General features: G+C 70.1%; 19 protein-coding genes. 11 read left to right on the top strand and 8 right to left on the bottom strand.

The window, feature by feature from the left end; genetic code table 11:
• The first annotated feature begins 127 nt into the window (after window positions 1-127).
• A complete protein-coding gene (locus tag HQ325_RS07775) occupies window positions 128-583 on the top strand; it encodes a hypothetical protein (RefSeq protein ID WP_222627835.1) in 456 nt (151 codons plus the stop codon).
• 36 nt (window positions 584-619) lie between these two features.
• On the opposite strand, the gene HQ325_RS07770 is transcribed toward HQ325_RS07775, so the two are convergent.
• On the bottom strand, window positions 620-1741 hold the full coding sequence (locus tag HQ325_RS07770) for a class I SAM-dependent methyltransferase (RefSeq protein WP_222627834.1): 1122 nt from the start codon (window positions 1739-1741) through the stop codon (window positions 620-622).
• A gap of 65 nt (window positions 1742-1806) precedes the next feature.
• On the opposite strand from HQ325_RS07770, the gene HQ325_RS07765 reads away from it, so the two are divergent.
• From HQ325_RS07765 to HQ325_RS07735, 7 genes are all read left to right on the top strand, one after another.
• Entirely contained in the window at window positions 1807-2790 is a 984-nt protein-coding gene (locus HQ325_RS07765; protein WP_222627471.1) for an NAD-dependent epimerase/dehydratase family protein, read from the top strand.
• A gap of 106 nt (window positions 2791-2896) precedes the next feature.
• Window positions 2897-3484 (top strand): biotin transporter BioY, encoded by a 588-nt coding sequence (locus tag HQ325_RS07760; protein WP_222627831.1) that lies wholly within the window; start codon window positions 2897-2899, stop codon window positions 3482-3484.
• A 1-nt stretch (window position 3485) separates the two neighbouring features.
• A complete protein-coding gene (locus HQ325_RS07755) occupies window positions 3486-4616 on the top strand; it encodes a thiolase family protein (protein ID WP_222627829.1) in 1131 nt (376 codons plus the stop codon).
• Window positions 4613-5293 (top strand): energy-coupling factor ABC transporter ATP-binding protein, encoded by a 681-nt coding sequence (locus tag HQ325_RS07750; protein WP_222627827.1) that lies wholly within the window; start codon window positions 4613-4615, stop codon window positions 5291-5293. Before HQ325_RS07755 ends, HQ325_RS07750 begins: the two co-directional genes overlap by 4 nt.
• Window positions 5290-5907, top strand: coding sequence for an energy-coupling factor transporter transmembrane protein EcfT (locus HQ325_RS07745; RefSeq protein WP_222627825.1), 618 nt, complete (start codon window positions 5290-5292; stop codon window positions 5905-5907). The genes HQ325_RS07750 and HQ325_RS07745 overlap by 4 nt, the downstream gene beginning before the upstream one ends.
• The gene (locus HQ325_RS07740; RefSeq protein ID WP_222627823.1) at window positions 5904-7313 is read left to right on the top strand and encodes a class I adenylate-forming enzyme family protein; all 1410 of its coding nucleotides are present in this window, start codon (window positions 5904-5906) and stop codon (window positions 7311-7313) included. The genes HQ325_RS07745 and HQ325_RS07740 overlap by 4 nt, the downstream gene beginning before the upstream one ends.
• A 170-nt stretch (window positions 7314-7483) precedes the next feature.
• Complete coding sequence (locus HQ325_RS07735; protein WP_222627821.1) at window positions 7484-8491, top strand: substrate-binding domain-containing protein; 1008 nt, start codon at window positions 7484-7486, stop codon at window positions 8489-8491.
• 75 nt (window positions 8492-8566) lie between these two features.
• Here the strand turns inward: HQ325_RS07735 and HQ325_RS07730 are convergent, their stop codons facing one another.
• The gene (locus tag HQ325_RS07730; RefSeq protein WP_222627819.1) at window positions 8567-9919 is read right to left on the bottom strand and encodes an MFS transporter; all 1353 of its coding nucleotides are present in this window, start codon (window positions 9917-9919) and stop codon (window positions 8567-8569) included.
• A 139-nt stretch (window positions 9920-10058) separates the two neighbouring features.
• Between HQ325_RS07730 and HQ325_RS07725 the strand changes: the two genes are divergently transcribed.
• Window positions 10059-11444 carry an FAD-binding oxidoreductase gene (locus HQ325_RS07725; RefSeq protein ID WP_222627816.1) on the top strand — a complete coding sequence of 462 codons (1386 nt, stop codon included), beginning with the start codon at window positions 10059-10061 and terminating at the stop codon, window positions 11442-11444.
• 23 nt (window positions 11445-11467) lie between these two features.
• On the top strand, window positions 11468-12112 hold the full coding sequence (locus HQ325_RS07720) for a class I SAM-dependent methyltransferase (RefSeq protein ID WP_222629072.1): 645 nt from the start codon (window positions 11468-11470) through the stop codon (window positions 12110-12112).
• Here the strand turns inward: HQ325_RS07720 and HQ325_RS07715 are convergent.
• The 3 genes from HQ325_RS07715 to HQ325_RS07705 are packed head-to-tail and all read right to left on the bottom strand — an operon-like array spanning window position 12088 to window position 15165.
• A complete protein-coding gene (locus tag HQ325_RS07715; RefSeq protein ID WP_308014299.1) occupies window positions 12088-13185 on the bottom strand; it encodes a prenyltransferase in 1098 nt (365 codons plus the stop codon). The genes HQ325_RS07720 and HQ325_RS07715 overlap by 25 nt on opposite strands.
• The gene (locus HQ325_RS07710) at window positions 13172-13924 is read right to left on the bottom strand and encodes a class I SAM-dependent methyltransferase (protein WP_027503960.1); all 753 of its coding nucleotides are present in this window, start codon (window positions 13922-13924) and stop codon (window positions 13172-13174) included. The genes HQ325_RS07715 and HQ325_RS07710 overlap by 14 nt, the downstream gene beginning before the upstream one ends.
• Window positions 13918-15165, bottom strand: a complete 1248-nt coding sequence (locus HQ325_RS07705; RefSeq protein WP_222627814.1) for a glycosyltransferase family 4 protein — start codon at window positions 15163-15165, stop codon at window positions 13918-13920. Before HQ325_RS07705 ends, HQ325_RS07710 begins: the two co-directional genes overlap by 7 nt.
• A gap of 173 nt (window positions 15166-15338) precedes the next feature.
• On the opposite strand from HQ325_RS07705, the gene HQ325_RS07700 reads away from it, so the two are divergent.
• The gene (locus HQ325_RS07700) at window positions 15339-15818 is read left to right on the top strand and encodes an SRPBCC family protein (RefSeq protein WP_222627812.1); all 480 of its coding nucleotides are present in this window, start codon (window positions 15339-15341) and stop codon (window positions 15816-15818) included.
• Between the two features lie 8 nt (window positions 15819-15826).
• Here HQ325_RS07700 and HQ325_RS07695 read toward each other — a convergent pair whose 3' ends face one another.
• Genes HQ325_RS07695 through HQ325_RS07685 form a run of 3 tightly spaced genes read right to left on the bottom strand, consistent with a single transcriptional unit; the run spans window position 15827 to window position 19490 of the window.
• Window positions 15827-17920 carry a xanthine dehydrogenase family protein molybdopterin-binding subunit gene (locus tag HQ325_RS07695; RefSeq protein ID WP_222627810.1) on the bottom strand — a complete coding sequence of 698 codons (2094 nt, stop codon included), beginning with the start codon at window positions 17918-17920 and terminating at the stop codon, window positions 15827-15829.
• Complete coding sequence (locus HQ325_RS07690) at window positions 17917-18936, bottom strand: xanthine dehydrogenase family protein subunit M (RefSeq protein WP_222627808.1); 1020 nt, start codon at window positions 18934-18936, stop codon at window positions 17917-17919. Before HQ325_RS07690 ends, HQ325_RS07695 begins: the two co-directional genes overlap by 4 nt.
• Complete coding sequence (locus tag HQ325_RS07685) at window positions 18933-19490, bottom strand: 2Fe-2S iron-sulfur cluster-binding protein (RefSeq protein WP_222627807.1); 558 nt, start codon at window positions 19488-19490, stop codon at window positions 18933-18935. The genes HQ325_RS07690 and HQ325_RS07685 overlap by 4 nt, the downstream gene beginning before the upstream one ends.
• Window positions 19491-19502: the final 12 nt, after the last annotated feature.

The raw sequence follows: 19502 nt of genomic DNA, 5'->3' as shown, positions 1-19502 counted from the left end.
GGACAAAACGGACTGTACCGGGCGAACGTCGCCGTTCCCCCAGCGCAGTACCGCATCAGTACACACGGTCGGCGCACGTTTGTCCGCTCACGTTTGTCGCTCGGGCGATCCGGGCACCTTCTCCCTCATGAGCATCGAAGACGGACCCGGAGACACGCTGGACCAGAGTGAGAGTCTCGACTCGGACGAGATCCGAGGCACGGACGACGTCGACGACGTGGTCACCCCGCCGGACTCGTGGACCGAGGCCGACAAGTTCGGCACCACCGAACGCGAGGCGCGGGAGGGTGAGAGCCTCGACCAGAAGCTGGCCGAGGAAGTGCCGGACATCCCGCTCGAAGAGGAACTCGACGTCCCCGTCGCGGCGACACCCGACGACGACCTGACCGAGGAACTGGTGGACCGGGTCGTCGACAGCGACGACGAGAACGACTACATCGCGGACGCCACGGAGGACGACGGCACCGACGGCGCCGCCGTGAAGGACGCGGACGTGGTGGACGGAGTCGTGGTGGAGAACTCCGCGACGCACCGCGGCCAGATCGACGGGACCACCGAGGACGCGGGTTCCTACTTCGACTGAGTCACGACCGCCGGACCGCGGCCGAGATGTTCACCGTCACCTGATCGACCGGGTGACGGTGAACTTGTCGTTGCGGCCCATCACCTCCGTCGGCCCGACCATGCGCGCGAGCACGGAGCGGAACCGCAGGTGTGAGTTGTGCACCGCCCACAGTTCGCCGCCGGGGCGCAGGACGGTCCGCGCGGCCGCGAACAGTTTCTCCGCTCCCCCGGTGTGCACGGCCGCGTTCTCGTGGAACGGCGGATTGCACAGGATCACGTCGGCGCTCGCGGGTGCCTCCGACGCCATGGCGTCGTCCCGACGCGCCGTCACCCGCACGCCGGACGCCTCCGCCGTGGCCGCCGCCGACGCCACCGCCGCGGCCGAGCGATCGGTGGCGACCACCTCCGCGTCCGGCCGTAGGCGCGCGGCGAGGGCCGCGAGAATGCCGGTCCCGCACCCCAGATCGACGATGCGGCGCGCGTCGGGCGATATCCGGTCGAGGAACGTGCACAGGTATCGGGTGCCGATGTCCAGCCGGTCCCCGGAGAAGACGGCACCGTGGGCGACCACGGTGAGGTCCAGATCGGGGAGGAGGGTCGACACGGGGTACGTCGCGCTCTCGCGAGGCAGCGGCCCGGTCGCCACCAACCCGCGAGACTTCTGCGCCGCACGGGTGGCCCCCACGTCGGTGAAGTTCGCGGCGAGCACGTCGTTCATCGACCGACTCATGTGTTTGAGTCGACCCGCCGAGATGACGCGGACCGACGGATCCGCCCAGCGGGCAACGGCTTCGGCGATCTCGGTGAGCTCGGCGAGGGCGCGGGGAAGCTGCAGCAGCACCACGGTCGCACCGTCGAGCAACTCTCGATCCAACGCGTGGCTCGTGTAGACGTCGCCGAGGCCGAGCGTGCCGGCGTTGCGGGCCAGCGCGAGCTCGGAGGTGAGGGGATCCTGGTGCACGCGAATGCCGGTGAGGCCGTGCGCGGCGGCGGTCCCGAGGGTCAGCGCGCCGTACCGGTCGCCGATCACCGCGACCGACCCGGGCTCGGCGGTGGAGGTCGACTCCGCGGCCTCGGCCAGGATCAGCCGGTCGGAGGCGTCGACGGCGTGGAGATTGGGCGCCTCGACATCGGGTGAGCGACGGAGCGCGCCGAGAACATGGTCCGGATCCTGCATCGTCGCAGTCTCTCACTCCCACCGAACCTTGCTTGAATCCCGACGTCAGCGGGCATCATCGACCCATGGGACTCACAGTGGCAGTGACCGGTCCGACCGGCGAGATCGGCATGTCGGCGGTGGACGCGCTCGAGCGCGATCCGGCCGTGGACCGCATCCTCGGCATGGCGCGACGACCGTTCGACGTGGACGAGCACGGCTGGACCAAGACGGAGTACCGGCAGGGCGACATACTCGATCGTGAGGCGGTGGACGCCTTCGTCGCCGAGGCGGATGTCGTGGTGCACCTCGCCTTCCTCATCATGGGATCGCGGGCCGAGAGTTCACGGATCAACCTGGCCGGGACTCGCACCGTCTTCGAGGCGACGGTGGCCGCCGCGCGGCCGACACGGCTCGTCTACACCTCGTCCGTCGCCGCGTACGGCTATCACTCGGACAACCGGGTGCCGCTGACCGAGGACACACCGACGCGCGGATCGAAGGAGCACTACTACTCCGAGCAGAAGGCCGAACTCGAGGAGGTCCTCGACGAGGTCACCGCGGGATCGGACCTCGAGGTGTACGTCCTGCGGCCGTGCATCGTCGCCGGCCCGAAAGCGCCCGCCCTGGCCGACTCCATGCCGTGGCGCTCGATCGCCGCCCAGCTCCCCGCACCACTGGGGGCCGTGGTCGGCGCGGTGCGTCCGGTGTTCCCCGACCCGGGACACCCGCTGCAACTGGTGCACCACGACGACGTGGCGACGGCCATCGCGCTCGCCGCGACCACGGACGCACCTCCCGGCCCGTACAACATCGCGGGCGACGGGGTGGTGTCCCTGTCGCAGGTGGCGGCCGCGCTGGGCGCCTTCCCGGTACGGGTGCCGTCCCTCCTCGGGTCTGCGGCGTCGGCGGTGATCCGCACCCTCCCGTTCGTCCCGTCGATGGTGGAGTGGGTGCACGTGGGACGGACGTCCGTCGTCATGGACACCTCGAAGGCCAAGCGCGACCTCGGGTGGCATCCCGCGCACAGCAGCTCCGCCACCCTGAACGCCCTCGTCGCGTCGCTGTGACACGACGGGGAGTTGCACCGGGTACGAGCACCCCACTAGCGTGACTCCGCGCACTTGAACACCGTTCAAGTGGTTCTCGCTCACGCCACGCACAGGAGTCCCGACCGTGTCCCCTCGTCTCTCGGCTCGTGACCTCGCTCAGGTCGCCGTCTTCGCGGCACTGATCGCGGCACTCGGCCTTCCCGGCTCCATCACGGTCGGCATCAGCGGTGTGCCCATCACCCTGCAGACCCTCGGCGTCATCGCCGCGGGCGCGGTTCTCGGCGCCCGCAAGGGTGCGGCCGCGGTACTGGTCCTGCTCGCACTCGTCGCGATCGGCCTGCCGTTGCTCGCCGGCGGACGCGGAGGCCTCGGCGTCTTCGCGGCCCCCAGCGTCGGGTACCTCGTCGGATGGGTCGTGGGTGCCTTCGTCATCGGCGCGCTCACGCGGCTGATCGTGCCGTCCTACCCGCTGTGGGCCGGTCTGCTCGTCAACGCCGTGGGCGGCATCGTCGTCATCTACGTCTTCGGTGTCCTGGGCCTCCTGCTGCGCACGGACCTCGGTGTCGGGGCGGCCGTCGCGTCCACGGGCGCCTACGTTCCCGGCGACGCGGTCAAGGTCGTCGTCGCGACCGTCGTCGCGAAGGGCGTCCACCGCGCCTACCCCGGCCTCGTCGCGCCGCGGCGTCGCGCGACCGTCGGGTCCGCCGCCTGACATGGTGCGCTCGTCCCCGCGCGATCCGATCCTGCTGGCAGGGAGGCGGACTCCGATCGGCACGGCGGGGCATGCGTTCGCCGACCTGACGGCCGCCGATCTCGCGGCACCCGTCCTCGCCGACGTCGCGCTCCGGGTGCACCATCTCGGCCGCATCGACGACGTGGTCCTGGGCAACTGCCTCGGTCCCGGCGGCGACCTCGCTCGGGTCGCGGCGTTACAGGCCGGTCTCGGTCACCACGTCCCCGGCGTGACGGTCGATCGCCAGTGCGGGTCGGGCCTCGACGCCGTGGCCCTGGCCTCGTCCCGTGTCCGCGCGGGCGACGACGCCCTGATCCTCGCGGGGGGCGTCGAATCGGCGAGCACGGCGCCGTGGCGGTTCCACGCCCCGGTCGGCGACGCGGATCCCCAGCGGTACACGCGCGCCCCGTTCACCCCGCGCGGTCACCCGGACCCCGACATGGGCACTGCCGCCGACGATCTCGCCCGCACGCTCGGCATCGGCCGGGAGCGACAGGACGCCTACGCTGAACGCTCGCACCGGCTCGCGTCGCAGACGGACTTCTCGGCGGAGATCGTCACCGTCGCCGGGATCGATCGGGACGAGCGGGTGCGCAGCGGACTCACCGCGGCGCGTCTGAGCAGGCTGCGTCCGGCGTTCTCCCCCGAGGGCACCGCCACCGCGGGCAACTCGTGCGGCATCTCCGACGGCGCGGCCGTGCTCGCCGTGACGACCGCGGACCGGGCAGACGGCCCTGCCCTGCGGGTACTCGGCTGGGCCGTCGCCGGGACGGATCCCGCGCTCCCGGGACTGTCCCCCGTGCCCGCGGTCCGCGCCGTCCTCAACCGCTGCGGCGTCTCCCTGTCCGACGTCGGGATCGTCGAGATCACCGAAGCCTTCGCCTCGGTGGCCCTGGCGGCCGTCGATCGACTGGGCATCGATCCGGACATCGTGTGCCCGCACGGAGGGGCCATCGCGCTCGGACACCCGTGGGGCGCCTCCGGAGCGATTCTCCTCGTCCGGTTGGCTGAGCAGATGGCCGCGACCGACTCCCCCGCTCTCGGTCTGGCGGTGTGCGCCATCGGCGGTGGTCAGGGCATCGCCATGCTCGTGGAACGAGTCGGAGCATGAGCGTGATCCGGTTCGATCACGTCTCGCACGGGTACGGCGATCGACCCGTGCTGCGCGACATCGATCTCGAGATCGCCGAACACCGCGTCGGCATCGTCGGATCCAACGGCTCCGGGAAGTCGACCCTGGCCCGCATGATCAACGGTCTGGTGTCGCCGAGTTCCGGCACCGTCACCGTCGACGGTTTGAACGTCGCGCGCAAGGGTGGCCAGGTGCGACGGAAGGTCGGGTTCGTGTTCACGGACCCGGACAACCAGATCGTGATGCCGACTGTCGCCGAGGATCTGGCGTTCTCGCTACGCCGCACCGGAGCGTCGAAGGACGAGGTGGCGGACCGCGTCGCCGACATGCTCGACCGTTTCGGGCTGGACGGTCACGCCGATCATCCCGCGCACCTGTTGTCCGGCGGGCAGAAACAGATGCTGGCGATCGGCGCGGTGCTGATCCGCCGACCCGAGGTCCTGGTGGCCGACGAACCCACCACGCTTCTCGATCTCCGCAACTCCCGCAAGGTCGGTGCGGTGTTCGACAGCCTCGAGCAGCAGGTCGTCGTGGTGACGCACCACCTCGATCTGCTGACGAATTTCGATCGCGTCATCGTGATCCACGATGCTCGGGTCGCCCACGACGGACGGCCCGCCGACGCCCTGCCCGCGTACGAGGCGCTGCTCGAATGATCGGCCTCTACCGACCCGGTCACTCGCTCCTGCACCGGCTTCCCGCAGGGTGGAAGCTTCTGCTCCTCATGGTCGGTGTCATCGCGGTCATCGCCCTCGTTCGCCGACCGGTCGACGTCGCGGTCGCTGCCGGCGTGGTCGCCGTTCTCTTCGGGATCGGGGGCATCGGCCCGCGGACCGCACTCGCGCAGATCCGGCCGCTCTTCTGGATGATCGCGATCATCGCGGTGTTCCAGGTGATCATCACGACCCCGGCCCGCGCCGTGGTCGTGTGCGGGATCCTCGTCGTCACGGTGGCCGCGGCGAGTCTGGTCACCCTCACCACCCGGGTGACCGCGATGCTCGACGTGTGCGGCCGCGTCCTGGAACCGTTGCGGCGCTTCGGCGTCGACCCCGACCGCATCGGACTGCTCCTGGCCCTGACGATCCGACTCGTACCCCTCCTCACCGGCATCGTGCACGAGGTCTCCGACGCGCGGAAGGCCCGCGGACTGCAGTGGTCGATGACCGCGCTCGCGACACCCGTGGTGGTCCGTGCGCTGCGGACCGCGGACGCGTTGGGAGACAGTCTCGTCGCCCGCGGCGTGGACGACGACCGGGACGAGGACACGTGAGCACGGACTCGATCGACGAGCGCATCGGTCGTCGCGCCCGAGATCGTCCGGACTCGCTCGCGGTCGTCGCCGCGGGCGGCACCCTCACCTACCGCGAGATGTGGGATCGGTCGGGACGCGTCGGCGCACGCCTGATCGGGGCGAAGCGGGTGGCCGTCCTCCCGGCGTCCGATCTCGGTTCCGTCGTCACGGTTCTCGGTGCGATCCGTGCGGGTTGCTCCCTCGTGCTCCTGCACCGCCACCTGCTCCCCGACCACCTCGCGTCGGTTCTCGAGATCGGTCGCCCCGCTGCGGTGATCGCCACCGAGCGCGGACGGGCTCGGCTGCGCCGACTCGGCGTCGCCGGCACGCTCACCTCGCCCGAAGAACTCGCCGGCGCGCCCGCGGTACCCCTCCCGGCGCCCGACGAGTCCGGAGAACTGTTGGCGGGACTGACCTCCGGTACGTCGGGCACCCCCAAGCTCTTCGTCCGCTCGCGGCGGTCGTGGTCGCGCACGCTCGACCGGTCCGACGAGGAGTTCACCGTGGACCGGCACTCCCGGGTGGCTGCACCGGGCGTCCTGGACCACACCCACTTCCTCTACGGACTGGTGCACGCGCTCACGCGGGGCGCTGCCGTGGACCTGCGGCCGCTCGAGTCGTGGCCCACGGCGGGAGATGTCGACCCGACACACGTCTACACCGTGCCCACCCTCGCGCACGACATCGCCGTGTCCGCCCGCCCCCCACTGACGCAGGTCCGAGAAGTGTTGTCCTCGGGTGCTTTCTGGCCGCGCTCCGGCCGCGACGCACTGTCCGCTCGCATCCCCGGCGCTCGGCTCGTGCACTTCTACGGCGCCTCGGAACTGTCGCTGGTGGCAGTCGACTCCTCCACCGAACCGGTTCCCGACGGCTCCGCCGGGCGGCTCGTCTCCGGCGTCCGCACGAGAACCGTGGACGGCGTCGTCAGCGTGCACAGCGACATGCTGTTCGACGGATACCTCACCCACCCCGATCACGCGGAACCGTCCGACGGGCCCGTGAACGGGTGGACGAGCGTGGGCGATCGGGGCGAGATCCGCGACGGGTGGCTGTTTCTCGCGGGCCGCAGTTCCGACACGATCGTGCGCGGCGGCCTCAAGGTGGAGCCACTCGATGTGGAGACCGCCCTGCGGGCGTTTCCCGGCGTGCTCGACGCGGCGTGTGTGGGCGAGCCGGATCCGAGGATGGGGCACGTCCCGGTCGCGGCGATCACGGTCTCGGAGCCGGTGGACCGCACCGCCCTGCGGCGCCATCTGCGCGCGCACCTCGAGGCACCGGCGATGCCCACCCGGGTGACCGCGGTGCCGGCGCTCCCCCGCACGGCCCGCGGCAAACTCGACCGACCGGCCGTCCTGGAGATGATCGCTGCCCGACCTCGATCCTGACGGCTCGCCGTGCTGCGGACGTATTGTCCGAACAAACTATTGACTTCCCTTGTGATGTGGATTACACATATGTCGGGCCGCGACCGAACAGGTCGCCGGCTCGATCGATTCCAGACGTACCCAGCATGTCGCCGCGTTGTTCTCTCGTCGGCGTTCGAGAAAGAGACCGAATGACACGTCATTTCACCCGTCGGGGCACTGCTGTCGCTCTCGGCGTGGCACTGAGCGTCAGCCTGGCAGCGGGCTGCTCCAGTTCGGGCGGCGCACCGGAGTCCTCCGGTGACGGCGGCAGCAATGCCGGCACGGCCGACACCCCGCGCGCCACGATCGCGATGATCACGCACGAGGTTCCCGGCGACACGTTCTGGGACCTCATCCGCAAGGGCGCCGAGGCGGCCGCAGCCAAGGACAACATCGAGCTGCGCTACTCGGCCGATCCCGAGGCACCGAACCAGGCCAACCTGGTGCAGAGCGCCATCGACTCCGACGTCGACGGCATCGCGGTCACGCTGGCCAAGCCCGACGCCATGGCACCCGCCGTCGAGGCCGCCACGGCCGCCGGCATCCCGGTCGTCGCCTTCAACTCCGGCTACGACGCGTGGAAGGACCAGGGCGTCCAGCAGTACTTCGGCCAGGACGAGACCATCGCCGGCCAGGCGGTCGGTGAGCGTCTGACCACCGAGGGTGCGAAGAAGACCCTCTGCATCATCCAGGAGCAGGGACAGGTCGCCCTCGAATCCCGTTGCGCCGGTGTGACGCAGGGCTTCACCGGAGGTTCCACCGAGATCCTGAACGTCAACAGCAAGGACATGCCGTCCGTCGAGGCCACCATCACGGCCAAGCTGCAGCAGGATCCGACCATCGACCACATCGTCGCCCTGGGCGCTCCCATCGCGCTGACCGCTGTGCAGTCCAAGGCGAACGCCAACTCCGAGGCCACGGTGGTCACCTTCGACACCAACGCCGCACTCGTCGAGGCCATCCAGAGCGGCGACGTCGCGTGGGCCGTCGATCAGCAGCCGTACCTGCAGGGCTACCTGGCCGTCGACTCGCTGTGGTTGTACCTGAACAACGGCAACACCATCGGCGGCGGCACGCCCGTCCTGACCGGACCGGCCTTCATCGACTCGTCGAACATCGACGCGATCGCCGAGTACGCCAAGGGCGGCACGCGCTAGCCTCCACGCACACGAGATCCGGTGCAGAGATCCGCGGTGAACGCGGACCTCTGCACCGGATTCGTCGTCGCGGGGTCAGGTCAGGTCGTTGTTCTTCGTCTCCACCAGCGCCCGTGTGCAGACCAGACTCAGCACCGACAGGAGCGCCAGCATGACGCCCACGGCAATGCTGCCGAACTGTGCCGTCAACGGAGCCGCCAGCAGCGGGGGAATCGCTCCGCCGAGCACGCCCGCCAGGTTGTAGCCGAGACCGGCACCGGTGTACCGGAACCTGGTCCGGAACAGCTCCGGTAGCAATGCGCCGGTGGGGCCGTAGGCGATACCGAAGATGGACAGGGTCACGCACATCGCGATCACGTACGCAGCACTCGATCCCGAGTCGAGGATCGGGAACAGGGCGAGCGACCACGGAACGGCCACCGCGCAGGACACCATGATGACGCGACGCCGACCCACCCGGTCAGAGAACGTGGCCGACAGCGCGATGGTGATGCCGAAGATCACCGCACCGACGATTCCGGTCCACAGCACGAACGGCCGGTCGAAGCCGAGGGTCTTCGTGCCGTAGCTCGTGAGATATGCGGTGCCCATGTAGAAGAGTGAGAACAACGAGGCCAGCGCACCGGCCGCGAGCAGCACTTCGCGCTTCTGCACGTGCCACGCCTCGAGTACGGGGAGCCGGGTGGGAGCGGACGGCGTCGACGCGGCGACGGCCTGTTCGGCCTTGAACACCGGCGTCTCCTCGATGGCGAGGCGCATGTAGAGACCGATCAGAACCAGCACGGCGCTGAAGAGGAACGGGATCCGCCATCCGTAGTTCAGGAACGTGTCGTTGGTGTCGCCGAACACGGCGCCGGTCACCAGGAACGTCGCGCTGGAGAGGATGAAGGCGGCGGCCGGACCGAGCTGCGGGAACATGCCGTAGAAGCCGCGCCGCTTCGCCGGTGCGTACTCGGCGGTCAGCAGCGTCGCTCCCGCCCATTCACCGCCGACGGCGAACCCCTGCCCGAACCGCAGCACCACCAGGATGATCGGTGCGGCGACGCCGATGGTCGCGGCACCGGGGAGCAGCCCGATGACGAAGGTGGAGACACCCATCAGCAGCAGCGTCGAGATCAGCGTCTTCTTGCGGCCGATGCGGTCGCCGAAGTGGCCGAACAGCACGGCGCCCGCGGGACGCGCGATGAAGGCGACGGCGAAGGTGGCGAACGAGGCCACGGTGCCGGCCGTCGATCCCAGTGCCGGGAAGAACACCGTCGGGAACACCAGCGCCGCCGCGGTGCCGTAGATGAAGAAGTCGTAGAACTCGATGGTCGTTCCGATGCCGCTGGCGACGGCCACCTTGCGGACGCTCGTGGCAGGCGGTGCCGCGACGGGTGGTGCCGAGGAGGCGCGAGCGGTCGCGTCGTCCGGCGAAACTGTGGTCATGGTTCTCCATCCGAGGTGAGGATCGTCCGAATCGTCGGACTCCGGGAGGAACGTATGTGACGTGAACCACTCCCACCACCCTCCGAAGAGGGGGTCCGGATCAGGCGGGTCGACGGTCACCCGGCGCTACGCTCGACGGATGATCGTCGACGCCCTGCTCGCTGCGCTCCCCGCCGATCGGGTGGTGATCGATCCCGACGTCATGGCGTCCTACCAGCACGACGAGGCGGAGTGGGCACCGTCGGCGACTCCTCTCGCGGTGGTGCGTCCCGGCACGGCCGACGAGGTCCAGGCGACGGTACGGGCGTGCCTCGACCACGGCACCGCCGTGGTGACCCGCGGCGCCGGGACAGGGCTCTCCGGGGGTGCGAACGCCACCGCGGGGTGCATCGTCCTCGCGCTCGACCGCATGACCGCGATCACCGAGATCGACCACCTCGAGCGGTACGCCGTCGTGCAACCGGGTGTGGTCAACGACGATCTGCGCGCGGCCGTCGCGGAGGTCGGCCTGTGGTACCCACCGGATCCGGCGAGTTCGCCGTGGTCGACCATCGGCGGCAACGTCGCCACCAACGCCGGCGGCCTGTGCTGCGTGAAGTACGGCGTGACCCGCGACTACGTCATGGGCATGGAGGTGGTCACGGGCACCGGTGAGAAGGTCCGACTCGGCCGACGCACCGCCAAGGGCGTCGCGGGCTACGACCTCGCGGGACTGATGGTCGGCTCCGAGGGAACACTCGGCGTCATCACCGAGATCACCGTGAAGCTGCGCCCCCTGCAGGACCCGCAACGCACCGTCGCCGGGTACTTCGACTCGATCGTCGACGCGGGCCGAGCGGTCGCCGCCGTCGCCGCCGCCGGACTCACCCCCTCCGCTCTGGAACTGGTGGACAGGCAGTGCCTCCTCGCGGTGGACGCGTGGAAGAACATGGGACTGTCCGTCGACGCCGAAGTGGTGCTGCTCGGCCGCGTGGACACCCCCGGACAGGTCGGTGACCAGGAGGCGGAGAGGATGCTCGCCTGCTTCGACGACGGCGGTGCCACCTGGTCTGCGGTGTCCACCGATCAGGAGGAGGCGGACGCGCTCTTCGCGGCGCGTCGTCTGGCCTACCCGGCCATGGAGCGGCTGGGCCCGGTGCTCACCGAGGACGTGTGCGTCCCCAAACGCCATGTGCCGGAGATGCTGTCGCGGATCGAGAAGATCGGCATCGCCCACGACGTCGTCATCGCCAACATCGCCCACGCCGGCGACGGCAACCTGCATCCACTGCTCATCACTCCCGCGGGAGACGACGCCGCCCGAACACGCTCGCAGGCGGCGTTCGCCGAGATCATCGATGCCGCACTCGCCCTCGGCGGCACGGTCACCGGCGAGCACGGTGTCGGGTTGCTCAAGATGCACGGACTCGTCCAGGAGCTCGACCCGGTGGTCCTCGCGATGCACCGCGCGGTCAAGGCCGCACTCGATCCGCAGGGCATCCTCAACCCGGGCAAGGTGTTCGACCAGCTAGGCTCGCCCGTGTGACCGACACCCCCGCACGTCCCGTCATGCCCGCCGATCTGCGCGAGTTCGCAGAGGCGGCAACAGGATTCATGCCCGCCGACGAGGGACTCGCACTCTTCGACGCCACCGCCGAGTTCCTGGGCGACGGCGTGGCGGTGGAGATCGGCACCTACTGCGGCAAGTCGACCGTGTACCTCGGCGCCGCGGCGCGCGCCACGGGTGGCCGTGTGGTCACCGTCGATCACCACCACGGATCCGAGGAGCACCAGGTCGGCTGGGAGTACCACGACACCACGCTCGTCGACCCGGCCACCGGTGCGCTGGACACTCTCGGACGATTCCGCCGCACCCTGGCGCACGCGGGCCTCGAGGACGTCGTGGTCGCCGTCGTCGGTCGTTCCGGCGACGTCGCCGCACTGTGGAAGCAGCCCGTCGACGTGCTGTTCATCGACGGTGGTCACACCGACGAGGCGGCCACCGTCGATTTCCAGGGATGGGTGCCGTGGGTCACGGTCGGAGGCGCCCTGCTCATCCACGACGTGTTCCCGGATCCGGCGGACGGCGGGCAGGCCCCGTACCGCATCTACCGGCGCGCGCTGGACAGCGGCATGTTCACCGAGAACCGCGTGATCGGCTCACTGCGCGTCCTGGTGCGGACCTCGGGTCAGCCGGGCACGCTCGCCGGGTAGGACTCCCCCGCGCAGCCGCAGCTGCGATGCGCGCCGGAGAGCCCGACGGGCAGATCGTCCCCTCGGAAGATTCCGGATCCGGCGCTGGACCGGGACAGGGCGTCGGCCGCCAGAATCATGGCTCCGGTGGTCCACGTCGTCCTCTCGACGGGCCACCGCTTGCCGTCCGCGTAGACCAGCCCGGTCCAGTACGACCCGTCGCCCTCGCGCAGGTGCTGCATGCTTCCGAGCAGGTCCGTGGCCACGTCGACCCGACCCATCGCGTCGAGAGTCAGGACCAGCTCACACGTTTCGGCACCGGTGACCCACGGTCGGTCGTCGACACAGCGGATGCCGAGCCCCTCCACGACGAAGTCCGACCACCGGTCGTCGATGCGCCGCCCGGCCGCCGGTCCGCGCACGGCGCCGCCCAGGATCGGGTAGTACCAGTCCATGGAGTACGACGGCTTCGGCGTGAAAGCCGAGAGGTGATGCCGCAGAACGTGACCCAGCCGGCCGACGGCGACCTCCCAGTCCGGCTGCGGGTCGCCGATGTACGCCGCGAGTGCCAACGCGCACCGCAGACTGTGGTGGATGCTGGCGTTCCCGGTGAGCAGGGCCTCGGCACGCGATCCGTTCGGCCCTGCGGCCCAGGCGATCTCGCCGCGGTCGGTCTGCAGACCGAGGACGAAGTCGACGGCGCGGCGCACGGTGGGCCACAGGGCCAGGGCGAAGTTGTCGTCGCCGGTGACGAGGAAGTGGTGCCACACTCCCACCGCGATGTACGCGCAGAAGTTGGTGTCGGCGCCGGCGTCCTCCACGACGTCGCCGCGCAGCCGGATCGGCCAGGTGCCGTCGCTGCGCTGCGTGCGCCGCGACCACTCGTACGCGGCGTCGGCCTCCTCGACGAGGCCCGCGGCGCTGAGCGCCATGGCCGATTCGACGTGGTCCCACGGGTCGAGGTGCCCGCCCTCGGACCACGGAATCGCCCCGGACCGGACCTGGACAGCGGCGATGCTGCGCGCACTGGCCAGACACTGCTCGGCGGACAGGATTCCGGGAACCGACGGCGTCACGTGATCAGTGAGCGCCACGTCCGGCCCCCGGTCCGCCGATCCCGGTCTCCGGCTTGCGCAGGTAGATCACCACGGACTTGCCGATGACGGGATTCAGGACCTGCTCGAGCACTCGGGTGGTGCGCGGGGCCTTCATCATGTCCCACACCAGCATCGAGTGATAGCCGCGCACCAGCGGGTGATCGTCGTTCCGCACCCCGACCGCGCACTTGAGCCACCAGTACGGAGCGTGCAGTGCGTGCGCGTGGTGGGTGTGCGTGACCTCGAGGCCCGCCGCGGTGAGCGACGCCGCCAACTCACTCGCGCGGTAGATCCGGACGTGGCCACCCTCGTTCGCGTGGTACTCGTCGGAGAGGGACCAGCAGACCCGCTCGGGCAACCAGCGCGGGACACTCACCGCCACCGTGCCGCCGGGGCGCACCACGCGCGCGATCTCGGCGATGGCCGACGCGTCGTCCGGCACGTGCTCGAGCATCTCGGACACGATCACCCCGTCGAACCACTCGTCCGGGAACGGCAGGGACAACGCGTCGCCGACGACCGTCTCCGCCGTGGCGGACTCCGGTACCTGCTTCTCCTCGGCCATCGCGCCGAACATGACCTTGACCTCGTCGAGTTCGTCCGCGTTCTGGTCGAAGGCGGTGACATGGGCCCCGCGGCGGTACAGCTCGTACGAGTGGCGCCCCTGGCCGCACCCGATGTCGATGACGCGATCGCCCGCACCGAAGCCGAGCCGGTCGAAGTCCATCGTCAGCATGTCGTCTCTCGATTCCCTCGTCCACGGCGATCGGCGATCGCCTTCTCGTACTCCGCGACGGTCGCGGCGGCCACCGCCGGCCAGCCGTAGGTCTGCATGGCTCGTTCCCGTCCTCGCTCACCCATGGCGCGCCGACGGGGCTCGTCGTCCAGCGCGCGCATCAGGGCCCGCGCCAGGGCATCGCTGTCACCGGGAGGGACCAGATCGGCGCAGAGCCCGTCGGGCCCGACGACCTCGGGGATCGCCCCGGTGCGGCTCACCACCAGGGGGGTCGCGCAGGCCATGGCCTCGATGGTCGGGAGCGAGAAGCCCTCGTACAGCGACGGCACGCAGGCCACGTCGGCCGACGCCAGCACGCGGGCCAGCTCGGCGTCGTCGAGGCCGCTCCGTGTCCGCACGATGTCGTCGATACCGAGGTCGTCGATCAGCGTCCGGGTCGGTCCTGCCGGGTCCACCTTCGACACCAGTTCGAGCTCGACATCCCGCTCGGTGCGCATCTTCGCGACCGCCTCGAGAAGGTGCCGCACGCCCTTGAGGGCGACGTCGGCACTCGCGACGGCCACGATGCGGCCGGGAACTCGCGGCGCCGCGCCGGGGGTGAACACGGTGGTGTCGACCCCGAGCGGGACCACCGTCACCGCACTCGGAGCGACCCCGAACGCGTCCACGATGTCCACCGCGGACGAGCGCGACACGGTCAGCAACCGCGGGATCCGGCGCGCCACCCGCCGCTGCATGGTGAGGAAGCCGTACCAGCGCCGCACGGTGATCCGTCGTCGCCACGGCGCCGCCGCGAGGTCGAGGGCGCGGTCGCGGGTGATGGGGTGATGAATGGTGGCCACGAGCGGCAACGGGATGCGCAGCAGTCCGTAGCTCAGCGACTGGTTGTCGTGGACCACGTCGAACTCGTCGGCTCGCGCGCGCAGCAGACGAGCGGCGCGTGCCCCGAACGTGCGGGGCTCCGGGAACCCGGCCGTCCACATGGTCAGCACCTCGGACACGTCGACCAGGTCACGGATCTCCGACGGCCGCGGGGTGCGGAACGGATCCTCGTCTCGATAGAGGTCGAGGCTCGGTACTCGCGTGAGCCGCACCCGCGGATCGAGATCGGGGTACGGCTGACCGGAGAACACCTCGACCTCGTGCCCCTCGTCCACCAGCGCTCGGCTCAGACGTGCGACGTAGACGCCCTGACCACCGACGTGGGGCTTGCTCCGGTAGGACAGCAGAGCGATACGCACGTGGGTCCCCCGAGCTGTCGCGGCAGTGTGATGGCAGACACCCTCGCCGCGGTGGAACCGGCGATCATGTCCCGATGTGTCTACCACCTTCCGTTCTTCTCGAATCCACGTGGCCTTTCGGCCTGCACTGATTCACACTGAACTCCCCGCCACCCGAGATCGAGGAGCCGACGATGACCGGAACCGGCGACAGGACGCTGCATATCCACGCACCGGCGGGCCTGCCGTTCATCGATGTCCGGCGCGAGTTCGACGCACCCGTGTGCGCGGTCTTCCGGGCGCACGCGGAGCCCGAACTGGTGGCCCGCTGGCTCGGTCCCGCCGGCTACGAGATGGCGGTCGAGGAGTACGACTTCCGCAGCGGTGGCCGGTACCGCTACGTCCACCGTGATCCCGGCGGTGCGGAGTACGCCTTTCACGGCGTGTTCCACACGGTGCGCACGAACGAGTTCGCCGTGCAGACTTTCGAGTACGAGGGCTTCCCCGACGTGGTGAGCATCGAGTTCCTCACGTTCGTCGATCTGGGTGACCGCTGCCGGCTGGAGGGGCACTCGGTGTACCCGACGCTGGAGGCGCGGGATTCGATGGCGGCGAGCGGGATGGAGAAGGGCATGCGGGAGGGCTACGAGCGCCTGGACGATCTGCTGGGCTGAACGGGCGGTCACAGGCGCAGCGCGGGGTCCATCCGCTCGACGAGAGTGTCGAGAGTGATGGGCAGATCTCGCACCCGGACACCACATGCGTGGAACACCGCGTTGGCGATGGCGGCGGGCGACCCCACGATGCCGATCTCGCCGATCCCCTTGCTGCCCATCGGGTTCAGATCGTCGTCGTGCTCCTCGACCCAGATCGCCTCGATGTCGACGACGTCGGCGTCCACCGGGACGTGGTACTCCGCGAGGTCGGCGTTGAGGAAGCCGCCGTGTCGTCGATCCACGATGCCCTCCTCCATGAGTGCCATACCGATACCGAACACCATGCCGCCCAGGAGCTGTGACCGAGCCAACCGAGGGTTCAGCACGCGGCCCACGGAGAAGACGCCCAGCATCCGCGTCACCCGGACCTCCCCGGTGTCGACGTCGACGTGCACCTCGGCGAAATGGGCGCCGAACGCCTGCCGCGCCAGCGCCGCACGCTCCTCGAGGTCGTCGGTGGTGTCCGCGGTGGCCGTCGCACCCGGTGCGAGGTCTCCGTCCGCGCGCAGCGCACGACAGGCCTTGGTCACCGCCCAGCCCCACGACGAGGTGCCCGAGGACCCGCCCGCGCCGGGCGCCGTGGGCAGCGCACTGTCTCCGACGTGGATGTGGACCCGGTCCAGCCCGACCTCCAGCGCGTCGGCGGCGATCTGGGCGAGCACCGTTCGTGCGCCGGTACCGATGTCGGACGCGGCGATGGACACGTCGACCGCCCCGTCGTCGCGGACGGTCGCCCGCGCGGTGCTCGGCGACGTCATCGCGGGGTAGGTCGCCATCGCGACACCGGTCCCGACGAGGGTGCGTCCCTCTCGGCGCACCCCGGGCAGCGGGTCACGCCCGGCCCAGCCGAAGCGCCGCGCGCCCTCCTCGAACACGGCGCGGACGGTCCGTGAGCTGTAGGTCTGCCCGTCCGCGGGATCGACCGACGGCTCGTTCCGCAGCCGCAACTCGATGGGGTCCGTTCCGAGCGTGTGGGCCAGTTCGTCGACCGCGCACTCCAGAGCGAACATGCCGGGCGCCTCACCGGGAGCGCGCATCCAGCGCGGTGTCCCGACGTCCAGCGCGACCGCGCGATGCGTGGTCGAGACGTCGTCGATGTCGTACACGTGGCGACTGCCCTCGGACGTCTGCTCCACGAACTCCATCACGGTGGAGGTCTGCTGGAGTGAATCGTGCAGCAACGCCGTCATCGAGCCGTCCGCGTCCGCCGACAGTCGGACCCGCTGGATCGTCGGCGTCCGGTAGCCGACGAAGTCGAAGGTCGACCGGCGTGGGACCGGGAACGAGACCGGCCGACCCACGACGGACGACGCCATGGCCGCGACGACCGCGTTCGGTCGAGTGCTCCCCTTCGATCCGAAGCCGCCGCCCACGTGCCGGGCGATGACGCGCACGGCGTCCGAGTCGACGCCGAAGAGCTCGGCGAGATCCTCGGCCACGCCGGACGGCGCCTGCGTCGAGTCCCAGACCGTGAGGGTCGAGCGGTCCTCGCTCCACGCGGCGATCGACGCGTGCGGCTCAATGGGCGCATTGTGTTCGGGCGGCGTCGTGTAGCGGACGTCGACGCGCACCGCGGATTCCTCGAAGCGCCGCTCCGGTTCCCCGGTGACGACATCGGTGTCGAAGCCCGCGTTCACCTGCTCGGGTGCGTAGATGCCCGGGTGATGCTCCCGTAACTCGTTGTCGCACTGTCGACTCTCGTACGTGACGTCCAGAACGGAGGCCGCACACGTCGCCTGCTCCGACGTCTCCGCCACGACCACGGCGACGATCTGCCCGCGGTAGGCGACGACATCGGACTGGAGCACCTGCAACTCGCCGTCCCCGGCGGACCCGAGCGTCGGAGCGTTGCCGTGCCACAGCACGGCGAGGACACCCGGAAGCTCCAGCGCGGAGGCGCGATCCACGTCCAGTACACGCCCCGCCGGAACGGCGGCGCCGACGATCGCCGCGTGCGCCGGTTCTCCGCCCACGTCTCGGTACTCCGCCGCGTAGCGGGCGGCTCCGGTGACCTTGTCGCGGCCCTCGAGCCGCTCGACCGGTGTTCCCGTGACGGTCATCGGGTGGCCGCCTCGTCTGCGGCCGAATCCGCGAGGGTCATCACGGTGGAGGCCACCGTCGACGCGAGGAGTGACAACTTGTAGTCGTTGTCGGGGAACGTGTGTGCCGCGGCGAGCTCGCGCTCCATCGCAGCGATCACGCCGCTCCGGGACGGGATCGCCCCGAGCAGTTCGGACTCCGCGACCGTGGCCCGCCACGGCTTGTGGGCAGCGCCGCCGAGCGCGATGCGCACCGTGGTGAAGACCCCGTTCTCCACGACCACGACGGCGGCGACGGACACCCTCGCGAAGGCGTAGGACGCACGGTCCCGCACCTTCCGATAAGTCGAGCGCGCACCGGGTTGAAGCGGCGGTATGTCGAGGTGCGTCACCCACTCGTCATGCCGCAGAGTCGAATCGCGTTCGGGTGCGGACTCGGGGAGCCGATGCAGATCGGCGAACCGGATCTCGCGCACTCCGTCGGTGCCGACGACGGTGACAGAGGGATCGAGCACCGCGAGGCCCACGGCCATGTCCGAGGGATGGGTGGCGATGCAGTGCTGCGATGCGCCCAGCACCGCGGCGTTGCGCCGATCGCCGTCCAGGGCCGAACAGCCCGAGCCCGGTTCGCGCTTGTTGCACGCGGTGTCGGCGTTCATGAAGTACGGACAGCGGGTGCGCTGGAACAGGTTCCCGCCCGTGGTCGCCATGTTCCGCAGTTGACCGGACGCACCCGAGAGCACGGCGCGCGACAGGACGGGAAACTGAGAACGCACGACGGGGTCGGCGGCCAGATCGCTGTTGCGGACCAGGGCCCCGACACGAAGACCCGGCACCCCGCCGCCACTGCCGTCGTTCCACTCGATGTCCGCCAGGGCCAGACCCGTGATGTCGACGAGCCGGTCCGGGGTCTCGATTCCCAGCTTCATCAGATCCACGAGGTTGGTTCCGCCGGCCAGCACGCGGGTGGACCCCTCGGCGAGTGCGGACGCGATGGTCGACGCGTCGGCGGCACGGTCGTACGCGAAGGTTCTCACTGGTCCGCGCCCGTCTCCGTCGTCGTTGCAGGTCTGCCGTCGATGTTCTCTCGCACGGCATCGACGATGTTGGGGTAGGCGCCGCACCGACAGAGGTTGCCGCTCATCCGCTCTCGGATCTCCGCGTCCGAGGCCGTCGGCACGCTGTCGAGATCCTCGGTGACGGCGCTGGGCCATCCGTTCTTCACCTCGTCGAGCACGGCGACGGCGGAGCAGATCTGACCGGGGGTGCAGTAGCCGCACTGGAATGCGTCGTGCGCGAGGAACGACGCCTGCACGGGATGCAGGTCCTCGCCGTCGCCGAGCCCCTCGACGGTGGTGATGTCGTCGTCCTGGGCCGCGACGGCCAGCGTCAGGCAGCTGACCACGCGCCGACCACCGGACAGCACCGTGCACGATCCGCACTGACCGCGGTCGCACCCCTTCTTGGACCCGGTCAGCCCGAGCCGCTCACGCAGCGCGTCGAGGAGGGTCGTCCGGACGTCGCACTCGATCCGGTGCTCCTCGCCGTTGACCGTGAGGCGTACTCCGACATCTCCTGTGACGAGGCTCATGCTCCGGGCTAC

The organism is Rhodococcus sp. BP-349, assembly GCF_019835845.1.
Lineage (GTDB): Bacteria > Actinomycetota > Actinomycetes > Mycobacteriales > Mycobacteriaceae > Rhodococcoides.
This window is presented reverse-complemented; position numbering and strand designations above follow the sequence as displayed.

Coding starts and splice junctions, on each gene's coding strand:
- HQ325_RS07755 (WP_222627829.1), top strand. CDS start 3,486: ATGGTGCGCTCGTCCCCGCGCGATCCGATCCTGCTGGCAGGGAGGCGG.
- HQ325_RS07745 (WP_222627825.1), top strand. CDS start 5,290: ATGATCGGCCTCTACCGACCCGGTCACTCGCTCCTGCACCGGCTTCCC.
- HQ325_RS07700 (WP_222627812.1), top strand. CDS start 15,339: ATGACCGGAACCGGCGACAGGACGCTGCATATCCACGCACCGGCGGGC.
- HQ325_RS07710 (WP_027503960.1), bottom strand. CDS start 13,924: ATGCTGACGATGGACTTCGACCGGCTCGGCTTCGGTGCGGGCGATCGC.
- HQ325_RS07770 (WP_222627834.1), bottom strand. CDS start 1,741: ATGCAGGATCCGGACCATGTTCTCGGCGCGCTCCGTCGCTCACCCGAT.
- HQ325_RS07750 (WP_222627827.1), top strand. CDS start 4,613: ATGAGCGTGATCCGGTTCGATCACGTCTCGCACGGGTACGGCGATCGA.
- HQ325_RS07735 (WP_222627821.1), top strand. CDS start 7,484: ATGACACGTCATTTCACCCGTCGGGGCACTGCTGTCGCTCTCGGCGTG.
- HQ325_RS07765 (WP_222627471.1), top strand. CDS start 1,807: ATGGGACTCACAGTGGCAGTGACCGGTCCGACCGGCGAGATCGGCATG.
- HQ325_RS07685 (WP_222627807.1), bottom strand. CDS start 19,490: ATGAGCCTCGTCACAGGAGATGTCGGAGTACGCCTCACGGTCAACGGC.
- HQ325_RS07775 (WP_222627835.1), top strand. CDS start 128: ATGAGCATCGAAGACGGACCCGGAGACACGCTGGACCAGAGTGAGAGT.
- HQ325_RS07730 (WP_222627819.1), bottom strand. CDS start 9,919: ATGACCACAGTTTCGCCGGACGACGCGACCGCTCGCGCCTCCTCGGCA.
- HQ325_RS07725 (WP_222627816.1), top strand. CDS start 10,059: ATGATCGTCGACGCCCTGCTCGCTGCGCTCCCCGCCGATCGGGTGGTG.
- HQ325_RS07720 (WP_222629072.1), top strand. CDS start 11,468: ATGCCCGCCGATCTGCGCGAGTTCGCAGAGGCGGCAACAGGATTCATG.
- HQ325_RS07695 (WP_222627810.1), bottom strand. CDS start 17,920: ATGACCGTCACGGGAACACCGGTCGAGCGGCTCGAGGGCCGCGACAAG.